Annotated in this window: 16 protein-coding genes and 1 riboswitch; of the genes, 12 read left to right on the forward strand and 4 right to left on the reverse strand. The window is 29.3% G+C overall.

What is annotated here, in order from left to right:
- Positions 1-44 precede the first annotated feature (44 nt).
- Entirely contained in the window at positions 45-278 is a 234-nt protein-coding gene (locus tag K0039_RS07800) for a small, acid-soluble spore protein, alpha/beta type (RefSeq protein ID WP_228104487.1), read from the reverse strand.
- A gap of 244 nt (positions 279-522) precedes the next feature.
- On the opposite strand from K0039_RS07800, the gene K0039_RS07805 reads away from it, so the two are divergent.
- From K0039_RS07805 to K0039_RS07815, 3 genes are all read left to right on the forward strand, one after another.
- Positions 523-2,286, forward strand: coding sequence for a 1-deoxy-D-xylulose-5-phosphate synthase (locus K0039_RS07805; RefSeq protein WP_228104488.1), 1,764 nt, complete (start codon positions 523-525; stop codon positions 2,284-2,286).
- Positions 2,287-2,508: 222 nt separating this feature from the next.
- Positions 2,509-4,095, forward strand: a complete 1,587-nt coding sequence (locus tag K0039_RS07810) for an alpha-glucoside-specific PTS transporter subunit IIBC (protein ID WP_228104489.1) — start codon at positions 2,509-2,511, stop codon at positions 4,093-4,095.
- Positions 4,096-4,155: 60 nt separating this feature from the next.
- Positions 4,156-4,698, forward strand: a complete 543-nt coding sequence (locus K0039_RS07815) for a hypothetical protein (RefSeq protein WP_228104490.1) — start codon at positions 4,156-4,158, stop codon at positions 4,696-4,698.
- A gap of 416 nt (positions 4,699-5,114) precedes the next feature.
- Here K0039_RS07815 and K0039_RS07820 read toward each other — a convergent pair whose 3' ends face one another.
- Positions 5,115-6,239 carry an MSCRAMM family adhesin SdrC gene (locus tag K0039_RS07820; RefSeq protein WP_228104491.1) on the reverse strand — a complete coding sequence of 375 codons (1,125 nt, stop codon included), beginning with the start codon at positions 6,237-6,239 and terminating at the stop codon, positions 5,115-5,117.
- 52 nt (positions 6,240-6,291) lie between these two features.
- Positions 6,292-6,379, reverse strand: a riboswitch (cyclic di-GMP riboswitch).
- 244 nt (positions 6,380-6,623) lie between these two features.
- Between K0039_RS07820 and K0039_RS07825 the strand changes: the two genes are divergently transcribed.
- The 8 genes from K0039_RS07825 (at position 6,624) to K0039_RS07860 (ending at position 16,450) form a co-directional block, all read left to right on the forward strand.
- Positions 6,624-7,961 carry a 6-phospho-alpha-glucosidase gene (locus tag K0039_RS07825; protein WP_228104492.1) on the forward strand — a complete coding sequence of 446 codons (1,338 nt, stop codon included), beginning with the start codon at positions 6,624-6,626 and terminating at the stop codon, positions 7,959-7,961.
- A 13-nt stretch (positions 7,962-7,974) separates the two neighbouring features.
- Entirely contained in the window at positions 7,975-8,472 is a 498-nt protein-coding gene (locus tag K0039_RS07830; protein ID WP_228104493.1) for a PTS sugar transporter subunit IIA, read from the forward strand.
- A 137-nt stretch (positions 8,473-8,609) separates the two neighbouring features.
- Positions 8,610-9,368 carry a MurR/RpiR family transcriptional regulator gene (locus K0039_RS07835; protein ID WP_228104494.1) on the forward strand — a complete coding sequence of 253 codons (759 nt, stop codon included), beginning with the start codon at positions 8,610-8,612 and terminating at the stop codon, positions 9,366-9,368.
- Between the two features lie 4 nt (positions 9,369-9,372).
- Entirely contained in the window at positions 9,373-10,143 is a 771-nt protein-coding gene (locus K0039_RS07840) for a MurR/RpiR family transcriptional regulator (RefSeq protein WP_228104495.1), read from the forward strand.
- 41 nt (positions 10,144-10,184) lie between these two features.
- Positions 10,185-10,535, forward strand: a complete 351-nt coding sequence (locus K0039_RS07845; RefSeq protein WP_228104496.1) for a hypothetical protein — start codon at positions 10,185-10,187, stop codon at positions 10,533-10,535.
- 144 nt (positions 10,536-10,679) lie between these two features.
- A complete protein-coding gene (locus K0039_RS07850; RefSeq protein ID WP_228104497.1) occupies positions 10,680-12,788 on the forward strand; it encodes a heavy metal translocating P-type ATPase in 2,109 nt (702 codons plus the stop codon).
- Between the two features lie 288 nt (positions 12,789-13,076).
- Positions 13,077-15,278 carry an SH3 domain-containing protein gene (locus K0039_RS07855; protein ID WP_228104498.1) on the forward strand — a complete coding sequence of 734 codons (2,202 nt, stop codon included), beginning with the start codon at positions 13,077-13,079 and terminating at the stop codon, positions 15,276-15,278.
- Positions 15,279-15,535: 257 nt separating this feature from the next.
- The gene (locus K0039_RS07860) at positions 15,536-16,450 is read left to right on the forward strand and encodes a DMT family transporter (protein WP_228104499.1); all 915 of its coding nucleotides are present in this window, start codon (positions 15,536-15,538) and stop codon (positions 16,448-16,450) included.
- Between the two features lie 49 nt (positions 16,451-16,499).
- On the opposite strand, the gene K0039_RS07865 is transcribed toward K0039_RS07860, so the two are convergent.
- The gene (locus tag K0039_RS07865; RefSeq protein WP_228104500.1) at positions 16,500-17,153 is read right to left on the reverse strand and encodes a deoxynucleoside kinase; all 654 of its coding nucleotides are present in this window, start codon (positions 17,151-17,153) and stop codon (positions 16,500-16,502) included.
- Positions 17,141-17,809 (reverse strand): deoxynucleoside kinase, encoded by a 669-nt coding sequence (locus K0039_RS07870; RefSeq protein ID WP_228104501.1) that lies wholly within the window; start codon positions 17,807-17,809, stop codon positions 17,141-17,143. Before K0039_RS07870 ends, K0039_RS07865 begins: the two co-directional genes overlap by 13 nt.
- A gap of 198 nt (positions 17,810-18,007) precedes the next feature.
- Between K0039_RS07870 and K0039_RS07875 the strand changes: the two genes are divergently transcribed.
- Positions 18,008-19,144: an aminotransferase class V-fold PLP-dependent enzyme gene (locus K0039_RS07875; protein WP_228104502.1), complete on the forward strand. Its 1,137-nt coding sequence runs from the start codon at positions 18,008-18,010 to the stop codon at positions 19,142-19,144.
- The last annotated feature ends 6 nt before the right edge of the window (positions 19,145-19,150 follow it).

Raw genomic sequence — 19,150 nt, forward strand, 5'->3', positions numbered from 1 at the left:
CACCATTTTAGGAGACAGCTTTTTTATTTTAAAATATAAATAACTTAGTTTTGAGAATTATATTTATCCAATAAAGCTTTTTCCCCAAGCTCTACTAATTTTTTACTCATTTGACCGCCAACTTGCTCTCCAGCCAGTATATTTTTAGCATGACCCATTATAGTGTCTTGTGGAGCATTACTTTCTACTTTATCTGTAATGTTGTTATAGTTATATCCTAGTTCATTGGCTATTTCCATTTTAAGATTATTAAAGGCTATTTTAGCATTAAAATCCATATTGTGTCCTCCTTTATTTATGTCATGTATAAATATAGGATTAGCATATTTGAAACTTATATAACATTATTTTATTAATTACTAATTTATAACAAAAAAAGCTAATATTAAATAAATTAAACTTAGGTATAATATTAATATTTCTTTAATTAAAAAAATTTTTAAAAAGCTATTGACTTGGAGTTAACTCCAAATATTATAATTTCAAACATAGGAAGAAAAAATAAACTAAAAGGAGACAACTATGACATTAAATATTTTAAATATAATTAATGAACCAAAAGATTTAAAATCTCTATCAAGAGAGGATTTAAATTTATTATCATCTGAAATAAGAGAGGTATTAATTAAAAAAGTAAGTACAGCAGGAGGTCACTTTGGGCCCAATTTAGGTATGGTGGAAGCAACTATAGCTCTTCACTATGTGTTTAATTCACCAGTTGATAAATTTGTATACGATGTTTCTCATCAATCATATACACATAAAATTTTAACAGGTAGAAAAGAAGCATTTATAAACCCTGAAAAATTTAGAACAGTTACAGGATACAGTGAACCAAAGGAAAGCGACCATGACTTTTTTACCATAGGTCACACATCTACTTCCATAAGTTTGGCTTGTGGTTTGGCAAAAGGTCGTGATGCATTAGGAGGAAAAGAAAATATAGTAGCAATAATAGGAGATGGTTCTCTAAGTGGTGGAGAAGCTTACGAAGGATTAAACAATGCAGCAGCATCTAATAAAAATATAATAATATTAGTAAATGATAACAATATGTCCATAGCAGAAAATCACGGTGGTCTTTATGAAAACTTGGCTAAACTTCGTGAAAGTGAAGGAAAAGCAGAAAATAATTTCTTTAAATCTTTAGGATTTGAATATCACTTTGTGAAAGACGGAAACAATATAGAATCATTAATAGAAACTTTTGAAAAAGTTAAAGACACAGACCATCCAGTGGTTATTCATATGAACACTTTAAAAGGTAAGGGCTATAAAGATGCAGAAATAAATAAAGAAGCATTTCACTGGGTAATGCCTTTTGGCTTAGATATTAAAGAGGAAGAATTAACAGATGAATATGTTAAAACTTATGGAGATATTACAGAAGATTTTTTGATAGAAAAAGCTAAAAAGGACAAGTCTATAGTAGCAATCACAGCAGCAACTCCAGGAATAGTCGGAGTAAACCGATTTAGAAGTGAATTACAAGATCAATATGTAGATGTTGGTATAGCAGAAGAACATGCTATAGCTCTTGCATCAGGCATGGCAAAAAGAGGTGCAAAACCAGTGGCATGTTTTATAAGTTCATTTATACAAAGAACATATGACCAACTATCTCAAGATCTTGCAATAAACAATAACCCAGCAACTATTATGGTTTATTGGGGAGGAATAAGTGGTGGAGATGTAACTCACTTAGGATTATTTGATATACCACTAATATCTAATATTCCAAACATAGTATATTTGGCTCCAACTACAAAAGAAGAGCATCTTGCTATGGTTGATTGGTCAATAGAACAAGACAAACACCCAGTTGCAATACGTGTTCCAAATATGGAAGTAGTATCAACTGGTATAGAAGTTGAACCTAACTTCGATGAATTAAATAAATACATCAAAGTTGAAGAAGGAACTGAAGTAGCTATAATAGGTCTTGGAACATTCTTCTACTTAGGTAAAAAAGTTAAGAATAAATTAAAATCATTGGGTATAAATGCTACATTAATAAACCCAAGGTTTATAACTGGTGTGGATGAAGATTTATTAAATGAACTGCAAGAAAATCACAAATTAGTGATAACTTTAGAAGATGGAATACTAGATGGTGGATTTGGTGAAAAAATATCTAGATTCTATGGAGATAAAAATATGAGAGTATTAAACTTTGGTGCAACTAAGGAATTTACTGATAGTGTGCCGTTGAGAGAGCTATATGAACGCTATCATTTAAGTGAAGATTTAATAATAGAAGATATAAAAAAAGTATTAGAAAATTAAAAGTTGTAGTTAAATAGTATGGAAAAGAGTTGATTTCTGTGTTTTAATAGAAACAGCTCTTTTTTGTGTGAAAAATCACAGATAATGTTAAATATAATATTAATTAGCACCAAAGTCCTGAATTGGGAAAACGTATTGCTGGGAAAAATATAGTTTGATAATATTTAGCTAACACAGAATTAATCACTTGTAAATTTATACACAGAAGGGAAGAGAAATGTTATGATGCAGAAGATTCAAAAATTTGGGGGGGCCATGTTTACACCTGTGTTATTATTCGCTTTTGCGGGGATAGTAATAGGCTTAGGTACTTTATTTACAACTGAAGCAATAATGGGATCACTTGCAGCACCAACTAGTATGTGGTATCAATGCTGGAATGTAGTTCTACAAGGTGGATGGACGGTATTTAACCAACTACCGTTATTATTCGTTGTTGGTCTTCCTATAGGTATGGCTAAAAAACAAAATGCAAGATGTGCAATGGAAGCACTTGTACTTTATTTAACATTCCATTATTTCTTAAGCACTATACTTGCACAATGGGGACCTACATTTGGGGTTGATTTCGCTGCAGAAGTTGGCGGGACAAGTGGTCTTACTATGATAGCTAATATTAAAACTTTAGATATGGGAATGATAGGTGCGTTAATTATATCTGGAATTGTAATTTATTTACACAACCGTTTCTTTGATACAGAATTACCTGAATGGCTTGGAACGTTTAGTGGCTCAACATTCATATTCATGATAGGATTCTTCGTAATGATCCCTGTAGCTGTTTTAGCAGCACTTGTATGGCCTAAAATACAAGGTGGAATGTTATTATTCCAAGGATTTGTAAAGGATGCAGGAGCATTTGGTATATGGATATTCGTATTTCTTGAAAGAGCACTTATACCATTTGGTTTACACCACTTGCTATACACTCCATTCTTCTATGACAATGTGTTAGTACCAGGTGGACTGTATACTTATTGGGCAACTAAATTACCAGAACTTGCAGCTACTTCACAATCATTAAAATCAATAGTACCAGAAGCTGGATTTACTTCAACAGGATTTTCTAAAATATTTGGATGTTTAGGGGTTGCATTGGCATTTTACTCAACTGCTAAACCAGAAAAGAAAAAACAAGTTCTTGGATTATTAGTTCCAGTTACTTTAACAGCAATATTCTGTGGTGTAACAGAGCCAATAGAATTTACATTCTTATTCGTAGCACCATGGTTATTCATAGTACATGCATTATTAGCAGCTACTCTTTCTACTGTAATGTATATTGCTGGAATAGTTGGAATTCACTCAGGTGGGGTAATAGAAATGGCTTCACTAAATTGGATACCATTAATGTCAAGTCACTGGAGAGAATACTTATTAATGTTAGGTATAGGTTTATCCTTTACAGGAATATGGTTTGTAGTATTCAAAACTTTAATATTAAAATTTGATGTTAAAACTCCAGGTAGAGAGGATGATGAAGAAGACGTTAAATTACGTTCAAAAGCAGAGTATAGAGAAAAGAAAAGTTCAAAAGGTAATGATGATAAATCAGTATTTGTTGAATCTATATTAGAAGGTCTAGGTGGTTGCGATAATATTGTTGACGTAACAAACTGTGCTACTCGTTTAAGAGTAAATGTAAAAGATGAAAGCTTATGTAAAAGTGACACATATTTCAAATCAATAGGAGCACATGGATGCTCAGCTAACGGGAAATCATTCCAAGTTATAATTGGACTAAAAGTACCAAAAGTTAGGGATGATTTTGAAAATTTATTAGCTAGAGAGCAGAATAAGGCTTTATAAAAAATTGTACATAGATATATGGAATGACAAAATTATATTAATTCGAAAGTAGGAGATGTAATGAGCAAGAGTAAAAAAACTAAAGCTAAAAAAGTCAAAGTTAAAGATAATAAACCAAAAGTTGATCAAAATAAAGTAAATTCTTTAAATAAGTATTATAATGTGGCAAAAATATTACTTATATTATCACCTTTTATGAGTTTAATGTATTTATCTATGAATTCAGCACAAATAGGTTTATCACTACCACAGGTGATACAACAAGATCCAAGACTTACAATATTATTCTTGATATCCATGATAAATCCATTTATAGCTTATTTATTAATATTTATTCAAAGAAAAATAGAAGCAAATGATGTAAAATATGCAGTTACAAACTTAGTTATGTTTATTGTTGCTGAGCTATTACTAAGAAACATACTGTATGTTATACTATTTGGATTTATCTTATATAAAACTCTTAAAGTTTGCAATATAACTATTAAAGAGTCTTTTAAAGATAAACTAAAAGGTGGGTTTTTAATGACAATTTCAGGAAGCTTGGTTGTTATTGCTTTAGCTAGCATATGTCTATTCGCTACAATTAGAATTAATATATAAAATAGACCCTATACAGTGGACACGGAAAAAACGTGTTTACTTGTATAGGGTCTATTTTTATGTAAACTAGTTGTAGAGGAGTTGAATTTTTATGAGTAAAAAATATTTTCTGCTGAAGAAATTTTGGCTAAAAAGGATGGTGCACAATGATGCATTTGTTCATTCAGGCCAAGGAGCTTATTATACTAGCTCAACATTTCAAAAACTAATTAAAGAAAATAAATTAGAATAATCTATGTCTATAAAAGTTGCAATATATTTGATGAATTACAGGTTATGGTGGATTATTATAATAATTTTAGATGCCAGTGGAATTAAAAAAACTGATTCCTATTCAATTTAGAAATCAGTCTTTAATTATGACTTAGTCATACATTTTTCTCACTTTTGTGAGAAAGGGTATCTTTTATTTTGATCTAATCTTGATCGTTGTCGCCTTGATTATCGTCATCATTATCATTGTGATTACCGCTATTGTAATGATCATCATCTTGATTATCGTCATCATTATCATTGTGATTACCGCCATTGTAATGATTATCATCTTGATTATCGTCATCATTATCATTGCGATTACCGTCATTGTAATGATCATCGTCATCTTGTTTTTGTTTATTATTTTTATATTTAAATTCTGACTTTACTTTTTTCCCATTTTGAAACTTAACTTCAAGCTTATACTTAATAATATCATTAATTCCAAATGATTGTTTTATTTGGTTAGTGATTTCATCTTTTGTCATATCTGGAGTCATGATGAAATTATCAAGCAACGATTTTACATCACCAACACCAATTTTATCTTTTATTTTATATTTAATTTGATACTTATATTTAGATGATTCATATTTTATTGAAAGTTTTTCACCTTTACTGTTTACGATTTCAATTTCCATTTTTCTTGCTTCTTGTTTATTTACTATTCCATCGTTGTCTAAATCTTCGTTTCCATCCTTTATTCCATCTTTATCTGAATCTGCTGATAAAGGATTGTATCCTAATAGAAATTCTGATTCATTATTTAAACCATCCATATCTTTGTCTTCATTTCCATCATTAATACCGTCTTTATCGGAATCATAGGAAACAGGGTTTGTCCTAATAATAAACTCTTCTTTTGTGTTTAATCCATCTTTATCATTATCTTCATATGAATCTTTAATCCCATCTTTGTCGCTATCAGAAGAAAGAGGATTAAGTTTTGCCTTTAATTCTTGTGAATTAGTTAGACGATCATTGTCCTTATCCTCATTACCATCAGTAATTTTATCCTTATCTGAATCTTTTGATATTGGATTTAAATTTAATTGATATTCGACAAGATTATTTAAACCATCTTTATCCTTATCCTTAAGTGCTAAATCTTTGCCAAAACCTAAATGGTATTTTGACTGCCACCAATCAGGAATCCCATTAGAATCCTTGTCTTGTTTAGAATACTTACTGCTTTTTTTTGAATTATGTTCCTTTGCGTAAACCGCACCTGTAAATGGAGTTAGCACTAACGATACAACTACGGCACTTACTAAAGCTTTTTTCACAACATCCACTCCCTTTGAATATATTTTTTAATATGCCCGCTTCTTTTGGAAGGACGGCAGCTGGCTGGCATGACAGAATTACTGTTTTAGCCCCTTTAGCTTTGCGTCTCTAGCTTTAACTAGATTTGCTCTGCATGAATTATACCATAATGTATTATGTATTACTATATTTTGGAAAAATAAATCAGACCTTTTGACAACTCAGTCATGCTTTTTAATTTGTTTATAATAAATGCCTGTGAATTGTCACAGAAAATGTTATAAAATACACTTGAACAAACCCTTTCCCTAAAGGAATAAAACGTATTGTAATAATATTTTGGGAAGTGTAGTATTGAATCATAAGATAAATAAAAACAACTAATCTTTGGGGAGGAAATAAAAATGAACAATAAAAAATATTCAGTTACAGTAGCAGGTGGAGGAAGTACTTTCACACCAGGAATAGTATTAATGCTATTAGAAAATATGGATAGATTTCCAATAAGATCAATAAAGTTTTATGATAACGATGCAAAGAGACAAGAAACAGTAGCGAAAGCCTGTGAAATATATTTAAAAGAAAATGCACCAGAAATAGAGTTTGCATATACAACAGATCCAGAAACAGCATTTACAGACATAGATTTCGTATTAGCACATATTCGTGTTGGAAAATATGCAATGCGTGAAAAGGATGAAAAAATACCACTAAAATATGGTGTTTTAGGACAAGAAACTTGCGGTCCTGGAGGAATAGCTTACGGAATGCGTTCAATAGGTGGAGTTATAGAAATACTTGACTATATGGAACAATATTCACCAGATGCCTGGATGTTAAACTACTCAAATCCAGCTGCAATAGTAGCAGAAGCAACAAGAAGACTTAGACCAGATTCAAAAATATTAAATATATGTGATATGCCAATAGACTTAGAAGAAAAAATGGCTCATATGTGTGGATTAAAATCAAGAAAAGAAATGCAAGTTGGTTACTATGGACTAAACCACTTTGGATGGTGGCACAAAATACATGACAAAGATGGAAATGATTTAATGCCACAAATAAAAGAACACGTTGCAGTAAATGGATTTGCAGATGCATTATCTGATACTAATCAACACGTTGATGCAAGCTGGAGAGAAACTTTCACAAAAGTTAAAGATGTTTACGCAGTAGATCCAAGTACAATACCAAACACTTATTTAAAATACTATTTATACCCAGACTACGTAGTAGAGCACTCAAACAAAGAGTACACTAGAGCAAATGAAGTTATTGATGGAAGAGAAAAACATGTATTTGGAATATGTAATGATATAATAGAAAAAGGAACAAGTAAAGGTGTTGAAGGATTTGAAGCAGATGCACATGCAACTTATATAGTTGACTTAGCTTGCGCATTAGCAGAAAACACAAACGAAAGATTCCTTTTAATTGTTGAAAATGAAGGAGCAATAGAAAACTTCGATAGAACTGCAATGGTTGAAATACCTTGTATAGTAGGAAGAAACGGATACGAAAAAATATGCCAAGGTGCTATACCACAATTCCAAAAAGGATTAATGGAACAACAAGTAAGTGTGGAAAAACTTACAGTAGAAGCTTGGATAGAAGGCAACTACAATAAATTATGGCAAGCAATAACATTATCAAAAACTGTGCCAAGTGCAAGAGTTGCTAAGTTAATACTAGATGATTTAATAGAAGCAAACAAAGAATACTGGCCAGAATTACACTAAGGAAGTGGATAACATGTTTGGATTATTTAGTAGAAAGAAAAAAAACGATACCCAATCTGTAAAAGGATTTTACGCAATAATGGATGGAACAAGTATAGATTTATCTGATGTAAATGACGATATGTTTTCAAACAGAATGTTAGGAGATGGAATAGCTACAAAGCCATCATCAAATATTGTAGTTGCACCTTGTAACGGCGAAGTAACATTAGTTTCTGATACAAAACATGCAATAGGTTTAAAAAATGAAGATGGTATAGAGGTATTAATTCATATAGGTCTTGATACAGTTAAACTTAATGGAGAAGGATTTGAAACACTTTGTAAAACAGGTGATAAAATAAAAGTAGGACAACATTTAGTTAATGTGAACCGACAACTACTAAAAGATAAAAATATAGAAGATGTTACAATGATGGTTGTTGTAGAACAAAATGGGTATGGACTATCAAACTATCATACAAACAAATCAGTAGAAGCAGGAAAAAGTATATTGATAGAATATAAATAATGTATATTAATAAAAAAAGAGTGAAAAGTTGCTATACCTTTTCACTCTTTTTTCAATGGTAAAAAATTAACAATTGAGATATAATTGTATTTATAACAAAACTTCATGTAAAATAGCATGAAAGATGGAGATAAATAATGAGACTAGAAGAATTAATTAATAAATATTATGATCAACTCAACGATAACGATTTCCATATTTGGAACTACATATCTAAAAATAAAAAAGAATGTGATAAATTAGCCATCGACCAGTTGGCTTTTAAATGTAATGTATCTAGAACAACTATTCTTAGATTTGCTCAGAAACTGTCTTTAAAAGGATATAGCGAGTTAAAGTTATATTTAAAACTAGAAAACAAAGAACCAAAAGAAAATATGGATCAAACAGAAATGGTCTGTGCAACTTACAATAAAGTAATTGAAAGTATTAAAAATAAGGACTGTACAGAGATTTTTGAAAAATTTGACTCAGCAAGAAACATATATATTTATGGTGTGGGAATGGTACAAGCATCCATAAAAAAAGAACTTAAACGTATATTTATGACAGCGGGGAAAATATTATATGATTTAAGCGGATATCAAGAGTCTGATATTTCATTAAACCTTGCAAATTCCCAGGATTTATTTATTATTATATCAGTATCTGGAGAAAATAAATTTCTTATAGACTTTGCATCACAGCTGCAAGTAAGAAATATACCTATCCTCTCTATTACTAAACTAAAAGAAAATACATTATCTCAAATGAGCGATTATAACTTATATATATCATCTGTTACTTTTTTAGAAACAATAAATGAAATGAGTTATGAATCAGTTACATCTTATTTTATACTTATTGAGATTTTATTCTTAAAATATGTTGAATATAAAAATGGGAAAGAGGAATAGATAAATGGATATGCGATTAGAAACATTAATTTGTGATAACTATAGAAATTTAAATGATAACGATAAACATATATGGAGCTTTATATTAAATAATAAAAAGAAATGTGAAAGCATGTCTATTCAGGAGCTGGCATCAAGTTGTAATGTTTCTCATACGACTATTTTAAGATTTGCACAAAAGCTAGGGTTAAATGGTTATAGCGAATTAAAATTTTATTTAAAACTAGATAATCAAAATAATAAAACTCCTGTTTTTGATAAAATAGAATATACAAAAGTTTTTGATGATATTAATAAAACTATGAATGTACTTGTTGAAAGAGATTTTACTGATGTGTGTAAGTTATTAGATACATGTAACAGAATTTATGCTTATGGTTCAGGGGAAGTACAAAATAATGCTGTAAAAGAACTTAAAAGAACATTACTTTCTATAGGTGAGCTAGTAAATGTACTAGAGGGCAAAGAGGAATTAAAAACTATATCTAAATATATGAAAGAAGATGACATAATATTTTTATATTCTTTGTCAGGAGAAAATAAACTTGTAAACGATTTTGCGGAAAATCTGAAAAGAAAGGGTATAAAAGTTATTTCCATAAGTAGAAGCGGAAACAACACTTTATCCAAAATTAGTGATATAAGTATTGAGTTTTATACTCATGAAGCAGCTAGGCTAGACAATGACTTAAATATAATTATAGGAAGCCAATTTTTTTTAGTAAATGAGTTTTTACTTTTAAAATATATTGAACATAAATACTCAAAAAATTAATAGGAATATTAAGTACAAATATTTAAAAGAAGGGGATGTTAATGAACAATTTAGTTATCAAGGGAGACTATAAAAATTTTTTACTTTGTTTGTCTAAAAACTCAGGTGAATTAGTATTGGAAAATAATAAACAGAGCATTGATTTATCAAGTGAGAATATTAATAAGTATGAAGTTATACATACTGAATATGGCAAAAATATTATAGATATTATAGCTAGGATTATAATAGGTATTTATCTTTTAGGGTATTTGGGGGTAGTAGCAGGATTTACAGCAAACAATACTTATGAATTATATAGAGTAGTTTCTGTTGAATTTAAGGATGGTAAAAAAAGCATAATTAAAATGAATAAAAAACACTTTAGGAAATTATTATCAGCAACATACTAAATTTAATATAGTAAGTAATTATAAAAATTTTGAAGAGCATGAATCTAAAATGCTCTTTTTTAGTTTTAAATTTTATAAATTGCATTATTAATAGAATTTAATTAATACTATTAATAATTACTTATAGAAGGGAGCATTATAGAAATGTCATCACGAAAAATGATTTTATTGCTCAAAAACATAGATTGTGCAAGTAAGATTGAATCTGAAGTAAAAAAAATTGATGGGGTTTTAAATTCGTCAGTAAACTTTGTATCATCAAAGTTGGAAGTGGAAATAGATAAGAGTAAAAATGATGAAATTATTATAGATAGTATTAAAGGTATAATAAAAAAAGTAGAGCCAAATATTAATATTGTTGAAGATAATAAAGTTGATAGTGAAGTGGGTAAAGAAGAAAAATATAAAAGGTGCCAAATAGGTTCACTAATAGTAGGTTCTATAATTTTTTTCTTAGCTATGATGCTAAACCTTTCACCAAGGGAGGAATTTATATTATTCCTTGTAAGTTATATTTTATTAGGTGGAGATGTGGTTATAAAAGCGATATCAAATATATTCAAAGGTAATATATTTGATGAAAATTTTTTAATGTCTGTGGCTACCATAGGAGCTTTTGCTATAAAACAATATGCAGAAGGAGTGGCAGTTATGTTATTTTACAAGATTGGAGAAAATTTTCAATCTTATGCTGTTAATAAATCAAGAAAATCAATTTCATCATTAATGGATATTAGGCCAGATTATGCAAATTTAAAAGCAAATAATGAAACCATAAGAGTATCTCCACAAGATGTAAAAATAAGCGATATTATTATTGTGAAAGCTGGTGAAAAAATACCATTAGATGGTGACGTTATTAAGGGAAAGTCAATGCTAAACACATCTGCTCTTACTGGCGAATCTGTACCAGTAAAAGTTGAAGAAGGAAGTAGTGTGTTATCTGGGTCAATAAATAATAATGGAGTTTTAGAAATAAAAGTAAGTAAGATATTTGAAGAGTCAACAGTTTCAAAAATTTTAAACTTAGTGGAAAATGCAAGTAGTAATAAAGCAGAAACTGAAAATTTTATTACTAGATTTGCCAAATACTATACACCAATAGTTGTTATTATTGCCATAGGACTTGCTATAATCCCACCTTTATTATTAAAAAATAATTTATGGTCTGATTGGATATACAGATCATTAGTATTTTTAGTAGTATCTTGTCCTTGCGCACTTGTAATTTCCATACCTTTAGGATTTTTTTCAGGTATTGGGACAGCATCTAAAAATGGATTACTTATTAAAGGAAGTAACTATTTGGAGTCTTTGAGCAATGTTGAAACTGTGGTATTTGATAAAACAGGAACTCTTACAAAGGGAGTATTTAAAGTAACAAAAATAAATAACGTTGATGTATCTAAGGAAGAGCTTTTAGAATATGCAGCATATGCAGAGTATTATTCAAATCATCCCATAGGTATATCCATAGTAAAGGCATATGGAAAAGAAATAGATAAAAATAATATAAAAGATTACAATGAGATATCAGGTCATGGACTAAGTGTTATCATAAAAAATAAAAAAATATTAGCAGGAAATTCAAAGCTAATGAATAAAGAAAAGATTGATCATAATGAAGTAACGGAAACAGGTACTGTTGTTCATATAGCAGTAGATTCAAAGTACTACGGATATATAATTATTTCAGATGAAATAAAAACGGATTCTAAAAAAGCTATAAAAGGACTTAGAAAACTTGGTGTAAAAAAATTAGTTATGCTAACTGGTGATAGTAAATTAGTTGCACAAAATGTAGCCAAAGAACTAAACTTAGATGATGTTGAATCGGAGTTATTACCAGATGAAAAGGTAGAAAAAGTAGAAAAATTATATAAAGAAAAAAGTTCTAGAGGTACTTTAGTGTTTGTTGGTGATGGTATAAATGATGCTCCAGCACTTGTTGTAGCTGACGTAGGTGTAGCAATGGGTGGACTAGGTTCAGATGCTGCTATAGAAGCTGCAGATGTGGTTATAATGAATGATGAACCTTCAAAATTAATAGATGGTATAAATATTGCCCAATTAACTGAGAAAATAGTATGGCAAAATATTATACTAGCTTTATCTATTAAATTTATAGTCTTATTTTTAGGAGCAATAGGTTTTGCAAATATGTGGCAAGCGGTATTTGCAGATGTGGGAGTAACATTAATAGCAGTTATAAATTCAATTAGAATAATGAAGTATAATAATACTTCAAATTAACATTTAAAAAAATAAAATAGCGGTATCAGATAAAGAGAATGATTCACATAAATAATATGTGAATCATTCTCTTTATATTTAGGGTCATAAATTATCTCATTTGTTTACTAAATATATAATTTTTTGGAATTAGAGAAAAATTTTTCATGTAAATTAATATATTATTTACAAACTTATTTACTATTTTGGAAATTTATTATATATTTAGAATATGTTGAAAATACGATTAAAATGTCGAAAATTTATATGAAATATGTAAGAAGTATTTCTTGCATATGGGGGGAAGATATGAAAAAATATACAAAATCATTTCTTGCACTATCATTATCATTTACTATAGTTTCTCAAAATGTAATGATTATAGCAAATGCACAAGAGACAGATTCTGTACAAATTACTGAGAAATCATTATCAGACAAAGTAGCTGTTAATAACAATTGTTATCAACCTGACTTAGAAGAAAACTCAAGTTATAACATGGGTCGCCAAAATGAAATGAGTCTTAATACTACAACTCGTGCATTACCCAATTTACAGGTAACGCCAATTACTAAACCAAACCTTATTGGACAAGGTGTGGTTAATACAAATAATTTAAATATTAGAAGTGGAGCATCAACTGCTTATGAAGTTATAGGAACAATAACAAGTGGTACTAATGTGGAAGTTTTAGACAGAAGTGGAAGTTGGTATAAAATATCTTATAACAATACATATGGGTATGTTTCAGGAACTTATATCACTTTAAGCTCAGCGCAACTAGGAATCGATGTAAGTAAATGGAATGGTTTAATTGATTGGAATAAAGTAAAAGCAAGTGGTGTTGACTACGCAATAATAAGAGCTGGTTACGGATCCTCTACAGTTGACCCATATTTTCATGAAAACATTAAAGGAGCTATAAATGCAGGTGTTGAAGTTGGAGTTTACTGGTTTAGTTATGCTACTACTAGTGCCCAAGCAAAGATAGAAGCACAAAAATGTGTAGAAACCATTGATCCTTACAAAGATAAAATCTCTTATCCAGTATTTTTTGACTTTGAATATGACAGTGTGGACTATGCAGCAAAGCAAGGTGTAACAGTTACAAAGAGTTTAGCTACAAATATGTCTAATGCATTTTTAGATTATGTTGAAAATCAAGGGTATTTGGGTGGACTATATACTAATGATGACTTTGGAAGTAGATATTTTTCGGATGATTTGCTTTCATCAAGCTATTTATGGATAGCTCAATATTCTTCTGTAAACACATACCCAAGGCAATACATGATGTGGCAATATACTGATAATGGTACGATAGAAGGTATTGGTACTTCTTCTAGTCAAAAGTACTTTGATATGAACTATACTTTCTTATTACCTAAACCTACTAAAGCAATAGATTTATCTAATGCTACTTTAGGCAAAATAAGTGAACAAGAGTATACAGTAAAAGAAATAAAACCAAGCGTAAAGGTTAGTTATAGTGGAAAAGAGTTAGTATCAGGTAAGGATTATCAGGTAAGCTATTCTAATAATATTTCTGAAGGTAGCGCCACTGTAAAAATTATAGGTATTGGGGATTATACTGGAAGTATAACAACTTCATTTAAAATAGTTAATAATACTCCAGATAAAGTTACAGGTTTAACTTTAAATTCTAAAACTACAAACTCTTTAGCTTTATCATGGACTAAAGTAAGTAATTCAGATGGATATGAAATTTATAAGTATGACGATAGCACTGGTTCATATAAGTTATTAAATACAATTTCAGGAAATTCTAATAATTCTTATACAGATTCTAATCTAAAAGCTAATACATATTATACTTATAAAGTAAGAGCATATAAAAAGGTTGGTAGGAAAACTTTATACGGAAAATATTCTTTATCATTAAAAGTAGAAACTAATGCTGAACTTAGTGTAATAAAAACAGGAACAATAACATCAGGAATAAATGTAAGAAGTGGACCATCAATAAGCTATGACAAAGTAGGATACTTAAATGGTGGAACAAAAGTAGAAATAGTAGAAATAGATGTAAAAACAGGATGGTATAAGATAAAGTATAATAATGGATATGCATATATATCTAATATTTATGTAAGCATAGAAAAAGAATCTACAAAACCAGGAATAACAACATCAGGAGTAAATGTAAGAAGTGGACCATCAACAAGCTATGACAAAGTAGGATACTTAAATGGTGGAACAAAAGTAGAAATAGTGGGAACAGATGCAAAAACAGGATGGCATAAGATAAAGTATAATAATGAATATGCATATGCCTCTAATTTGTATATAGCTAAAATAACACCAGGAACAACAACATCAGGAGCAAATGTAAGAATTGGACCATCAACAAGTTATGAAAAAGTAGGCTATTTAAATGGCGGAACAAAGGTAGAAATAGTCCAAACAGATGCAAAAACAGGATGGCATAAGATTATATACAATAATAGATATGTTTATGTGTCTAATTTATATGTGAATATAAACAAATAATGTATTTATGAAAGTGTTCATTATCAAAGATAAACAGTTATTTGTTAAGTAGGCATTGGAAAAAACTTGGACTTAACCCTACTGAGTAGACAATTTTAACTGTCTACTTGGTCGGGTTTTAAATTAAAAAATTTTATTACCGTATTATCAAAAATGGAAGCTTAGATTTAGTGTATACATCATAAACTAATTATAGATTTACAAATAAGCTTAACTAGATTATGATAGAATTGTAGACATAAAGAGGGAGGGATTAAATGAAAAAATATTCAGGAGAAATAGGATTATTTGCAATAGCAATCATATGGGGAAGTGGATTTATAGGAACTAAGCTAGCCTTAGATGGGGGACTTAGTACTATACAAACTATTACCCTTAGGTTCTTTATTGCAAGTATAATGCTAGGAATAATATTTTATAAGAAAATCAAGGAAAACATATCAAAAGAATCTTTAATAGCAGGAGCATTGCTTGGAATATTCTCTTTTGTAGGATTTACCACACAGACATTAGGTCTTGTTTATACTACTGTTTCAAAAAATGCTTTCATCACAGCCGTAAATGTTGTAATAGTACCTTTCATAGGTTTTATTTTATACAAAAAAAAGCTTGATAAAATCGGTGTTATGAGTAGTTTTATGGCACTTGTGGGAATTGCAGTATTGTCTTTAGAAGCTGACTTTAGTATTAATTTTGGCGACTTCTTAACATTTTTATGTGCTATTAGTTTTGCTTTTCATATTTTCTTGACAGGAGAATTTAGTAAAAAATATAATTCGTACGTACTAACAGTTACACAATTTGTAGTAGCTTTTTTATTGTCTTTAATTATGCAAATAGCAAGGGGAGAAACTAATTTTAATACAACGTCAGTAGGATTTATGGGAGCATTATACTTAGGAATATTCTCTACCGCTATTGGATTCTTATTGCAAACAATATGTCAGTCAAAAGTGGATCAAACAAGAACAGCCATAATTTTATCTACAGAAGCAGTATTTGGAACAATAATGTCTGTGATAATTTTCCATGAAGTATTAACTGTTAGAATGGTAGTTGGATGCATAATAATTTTTGCGTCAATTATTGTAGCTGAAACTAAATTATCTTTTCTTAAGAAAAAATGTGTAGAAAAATCTACAAAAAATGTAATCGAATCTCAGATAGAATAAATTAAAAAGGGAATCACTGTTTAAAGTGAATCCCTTTTTTAATAAAAAACTATATATTTAAAGTTTCTTTAATTTTGTTACATAACATATCTAAATGTTCTGGTTTGTTTATTAAGTCAACCTCATTAATATTTACATATAACACTGGAGAATAATTATATTCTTTTATCCAGTTTTCATATCTATTATGAAGGTTTGTCCAATATGCCAAATCAACATCCTTTTCCATGTCACGAGATCTTAGCTTTATTCGTTCTATTATAGTGTCTATTGAACCATCAAGATATATCATCAAGTCTGGAGTTCTAAGATGAGGAACCATATCATTGAATAAATCTCTATAAGTTATATAATCTCTTTTAGTCATTTTACCATTGTCAAATAAGTTTCTAGCAAATATTTCAACGTCTTCGTATATACTTCTGTCTTGTATATTATTCAGTCCGTTAGCACGTATTTCTTTTTGCTGTTTAAATCTTTGAGCTAAGAAGTAAAGTTGTAAATGGAATCCCCACTTGTCTTGGTCTTTGTAGAAATCTTCTAAATAAGGATTTCCGTCAACTTTTTCAAAGTGAGTTTCAAATCCAAGTTTTTCTCCTACTAATTTTGTTAATGTGGATTTTCCTGCGCCCACATTTCCTGCAACAGTTATAAATAAATCTCTGTTTGCACATTTGTCACTTTTATTTTCTAATTTGAACATTCTGAATTTCCTCCTAAAGATGATATAGCTTTTTCAACTTTATCTATAATGTATTTTCTGTCTGACTTGTTATTTAAGAAATCTAAATTTGAGTTATCAATTTCTATGATTATAGGTCCTTTACCAGTGAAGTTATGCTTAATAGAGAGTGGATTGAAATAATATTTGTACTCATTACGAAGATTATCAATATAATTTCTGTCCATTTGTCTTTCAAAACTTCTATCTCTACATGCTATTCTTCTCATTAATACATCAGTATTTGAATTTAAGTATATTACAATGTCTGGTTGTGGCAAATCATTTACGAATATGTTATAAACTTGTTTGTATCTGTGGAACTGATTATTATCAAGTGTGATACCTGCAAAAATAAGATTTTTGACTATATGATAGTCACTTACAACTCCCTTACATTTGCTAAGTATATTTTTATTAACGTCTTCAAGTTGCTTTACTCTATTGAATAAAAAAAATGCTTCTGTTTGTAAAGCATATTCCTTAATATCAGTATAAAATTTTGATAAAAATGGATTTTCTTCTACAATTTCTCTAAGTAGCGTATAGCATAGGTGGTCGTTGAGTAAATTTGCTAAAGTAGTTTTACCTGCACCAATAGGACCTTCTATTGCTATAAATATACCTTTTTTTCTCATTTATATATCACCCTCTAAAAATAATGTCTTTAGTATTTTATCAGAAAAAAAAACATTATTCTACTGTTGACTTTATATAATTTTAAAAAAGTAAAATATTAATGAAATTAAGGTGTATACAGCATATTTCTTTTTTATAATTATGCTATCATTTATATAAGATGTAATATTATGGAAATAAATCTGGGAGGAATTAATGTGGGAATATATTTAGATAATGCAGCAACATCTTTTCCGAAGCCAAAAGAAGTAAGTGAGGCAGTATATGATTTTATGACTAATAATGGTACGAGTTCTGGTAGAGGAGCATATAAAAAAGCAATGGAATCAGACTTTATAATATATGAATGTAGGAAACTTATTGGTGAATTATTTAATTTTAATAATCCTAAAAATGTTATATTTACATCGAATGTAACGGAGTCAATAAACATGGTTCTTAGGGGTATGTTAAAAGAAAATGATCATGTAATAACAAGTTCCTTGGAACATAATGCAGTGTGGAGAACTTTGAAAACTTTAGAAAAAGAAAAAAACATAGATATAAGTAAAGTAAAATGTGATAAACATGGCATAACTAAAGCAAATGATGTGGAAAAATTAATAAAAGAAAATACAAAACTTATTATATTTACTGCTGCTTCAAATGTTATTGGTACTATACAACCTATTAAAGAGATTGGAGAAATTGCTAGAAAAAATAAAATTCCTTTTGTTGTAGATGGAGCACAACTTTGTGGAGCTTATAGAGTAGATGTTCAAAATGATAACATAGATATACTTACCTTTACTGGACACAAAAGCTTGCTAGGTCCCATGGGTACTGGAGGAATTGTTATAAATTGTGATTATAATATAGAACCTACAAAAAGTGGAGGAACTGGTGGAGACTCTGCTTATGAGTATCAAGTGGATTATTATCCAAATAAATTGGAAACGGGAACTCTTAATGTAAGTGGTATTTGCGGTTTAAGATCTGCTGTTAAATTTCTCTTAAAAGAAAAAGTAGAAAATATTTATGAAAAGGAGAAAAACTTAACTGAATATGCTTTAAATATTTTATCTAAAGTAAATGATGTAGAAATTTATGGACCAAAGGATAGTGAAAAAATTACCCCAGTAATATCTTTTAATATAAAAAATAAAAGAGCTGAAGAAGTGGCTCATATACTTGGTGATAAATATAATATTATGGTAAGAGCAGGCCTTCATTGTGCTCCTTGTGCTCATGAAATAATTGGAACTAAAGAAGTGGGAACAGTGAGAGTTAGTATGGGTTATTTTAATGAAAAACAAGAAATAGATAAATTAGCTTATGCACTAAATAATTTGTAAAGGGAG

It is taken from the genome of Terrisporobacter mayombei (genome assembly GCF_020748465.1).
GTDB classification, from domain to species: domain Bacteria; phylum Bacillota; class Clostridia; order Peptostreptococcales; family Peptostreptococcaceae; genus Terrisporobacter; species Terrisporobacter mayombei.

Bases quoted from the DNA above. Each gene is read 5' to 3' on its own strand.
- K0039_RS07800 (WP_228104487.1), bottom strand. From the start codon at position 278: ATGGATTTTAATGCTAAAATAGCCTTTAATAATCTTAAAATGGAAATA.
- K0039_RS07805 (WP_228104488.1), top strand. From the start codon at position 523: ATGACATTAAATATTTTAAATATAATTAATGAACCAAAAGATTTAAAA.
- K0039_RS07810 (WP_228104489.1), top strand. From the start codon at position 2,509: ATGATGCAGAAGATTCAAAAATTTGGGGGGGCCATGTTTACACCTGTG.
- K0039_RS07815 (WP_228104490.1), top strand. From the start codon at position 4,156: ATGAGCAAGAGTAAAAAAACTAAAGCTAAAAAAGTCAAAGTTAAAGAT.
- K0039_RS07825 (WP_228104492.1), top strand. From the start codon at position 6,624: ATGAACAATAAAAAATATTCAGTTACAGTAGCAGGTGGAGGAAGTACT.
- K0039_RS07830 (WP_228104493.1), top strand. From the start codon at position 7,975: ATGTTTGGATTATTTAGTAGAAAGAAAAAAAACGATACCCAATCTGTA.
- K0039_RS07835 (WP_228104494.1), top strand. From the start codon at position 8,610: ATGAGACTAGAAGAATTAATTAATAAATATTATGATCAACTCAACGAT.
- K0039_RS07840 (WP_228104495.1), top strand. From the start codon at position 9,373: ATGGATATGCGATTAGAAACATTAATTTGTGATAACTATAGAAATTTA.
- K0039_RS07845 (WP_228104496.1), top strand. From the start codon at position 10,185: ATGAACAATTTAGTTATCAAGGGAGACTATAAAAATTTTTTACTTTGT.
- K0039_RS07850 (WP_228104497.1), top strand. From the start codon at position 10,680: ATGTCATCACGAAAAATGATTTTATTGCTCAAAAACATAGATTGTGCA.
- K0039_RS07855 (WP_228104498.1), top strand. From the start codon at position 13,077: ATGAAAAAATATACAAAATCATTTCTTGCACTATCATTATCATTTACT.
- K0039_RS07860 (WP_228104499.1), top strand. From the start codon at position 15,536: ATGAAAAAATATTCAGGAGAAATAGGATTATTTGCAATAGCAATCATA.
- K0039_RS07865 (WP_228104500.1), bottom strand. From the start codon at position 17,153: ATGTTCAAATTAGAAAATAAAAGTGACAAATGTGCAAACAGAGATTTA.
- K0039_RS07870 (WP_228104501.1), bottom strand. From the start codon at position 17,809: ATGAGAAAAAAAGGTATATTTATAGCAATAGAAGGTCCTATTGGTGCA.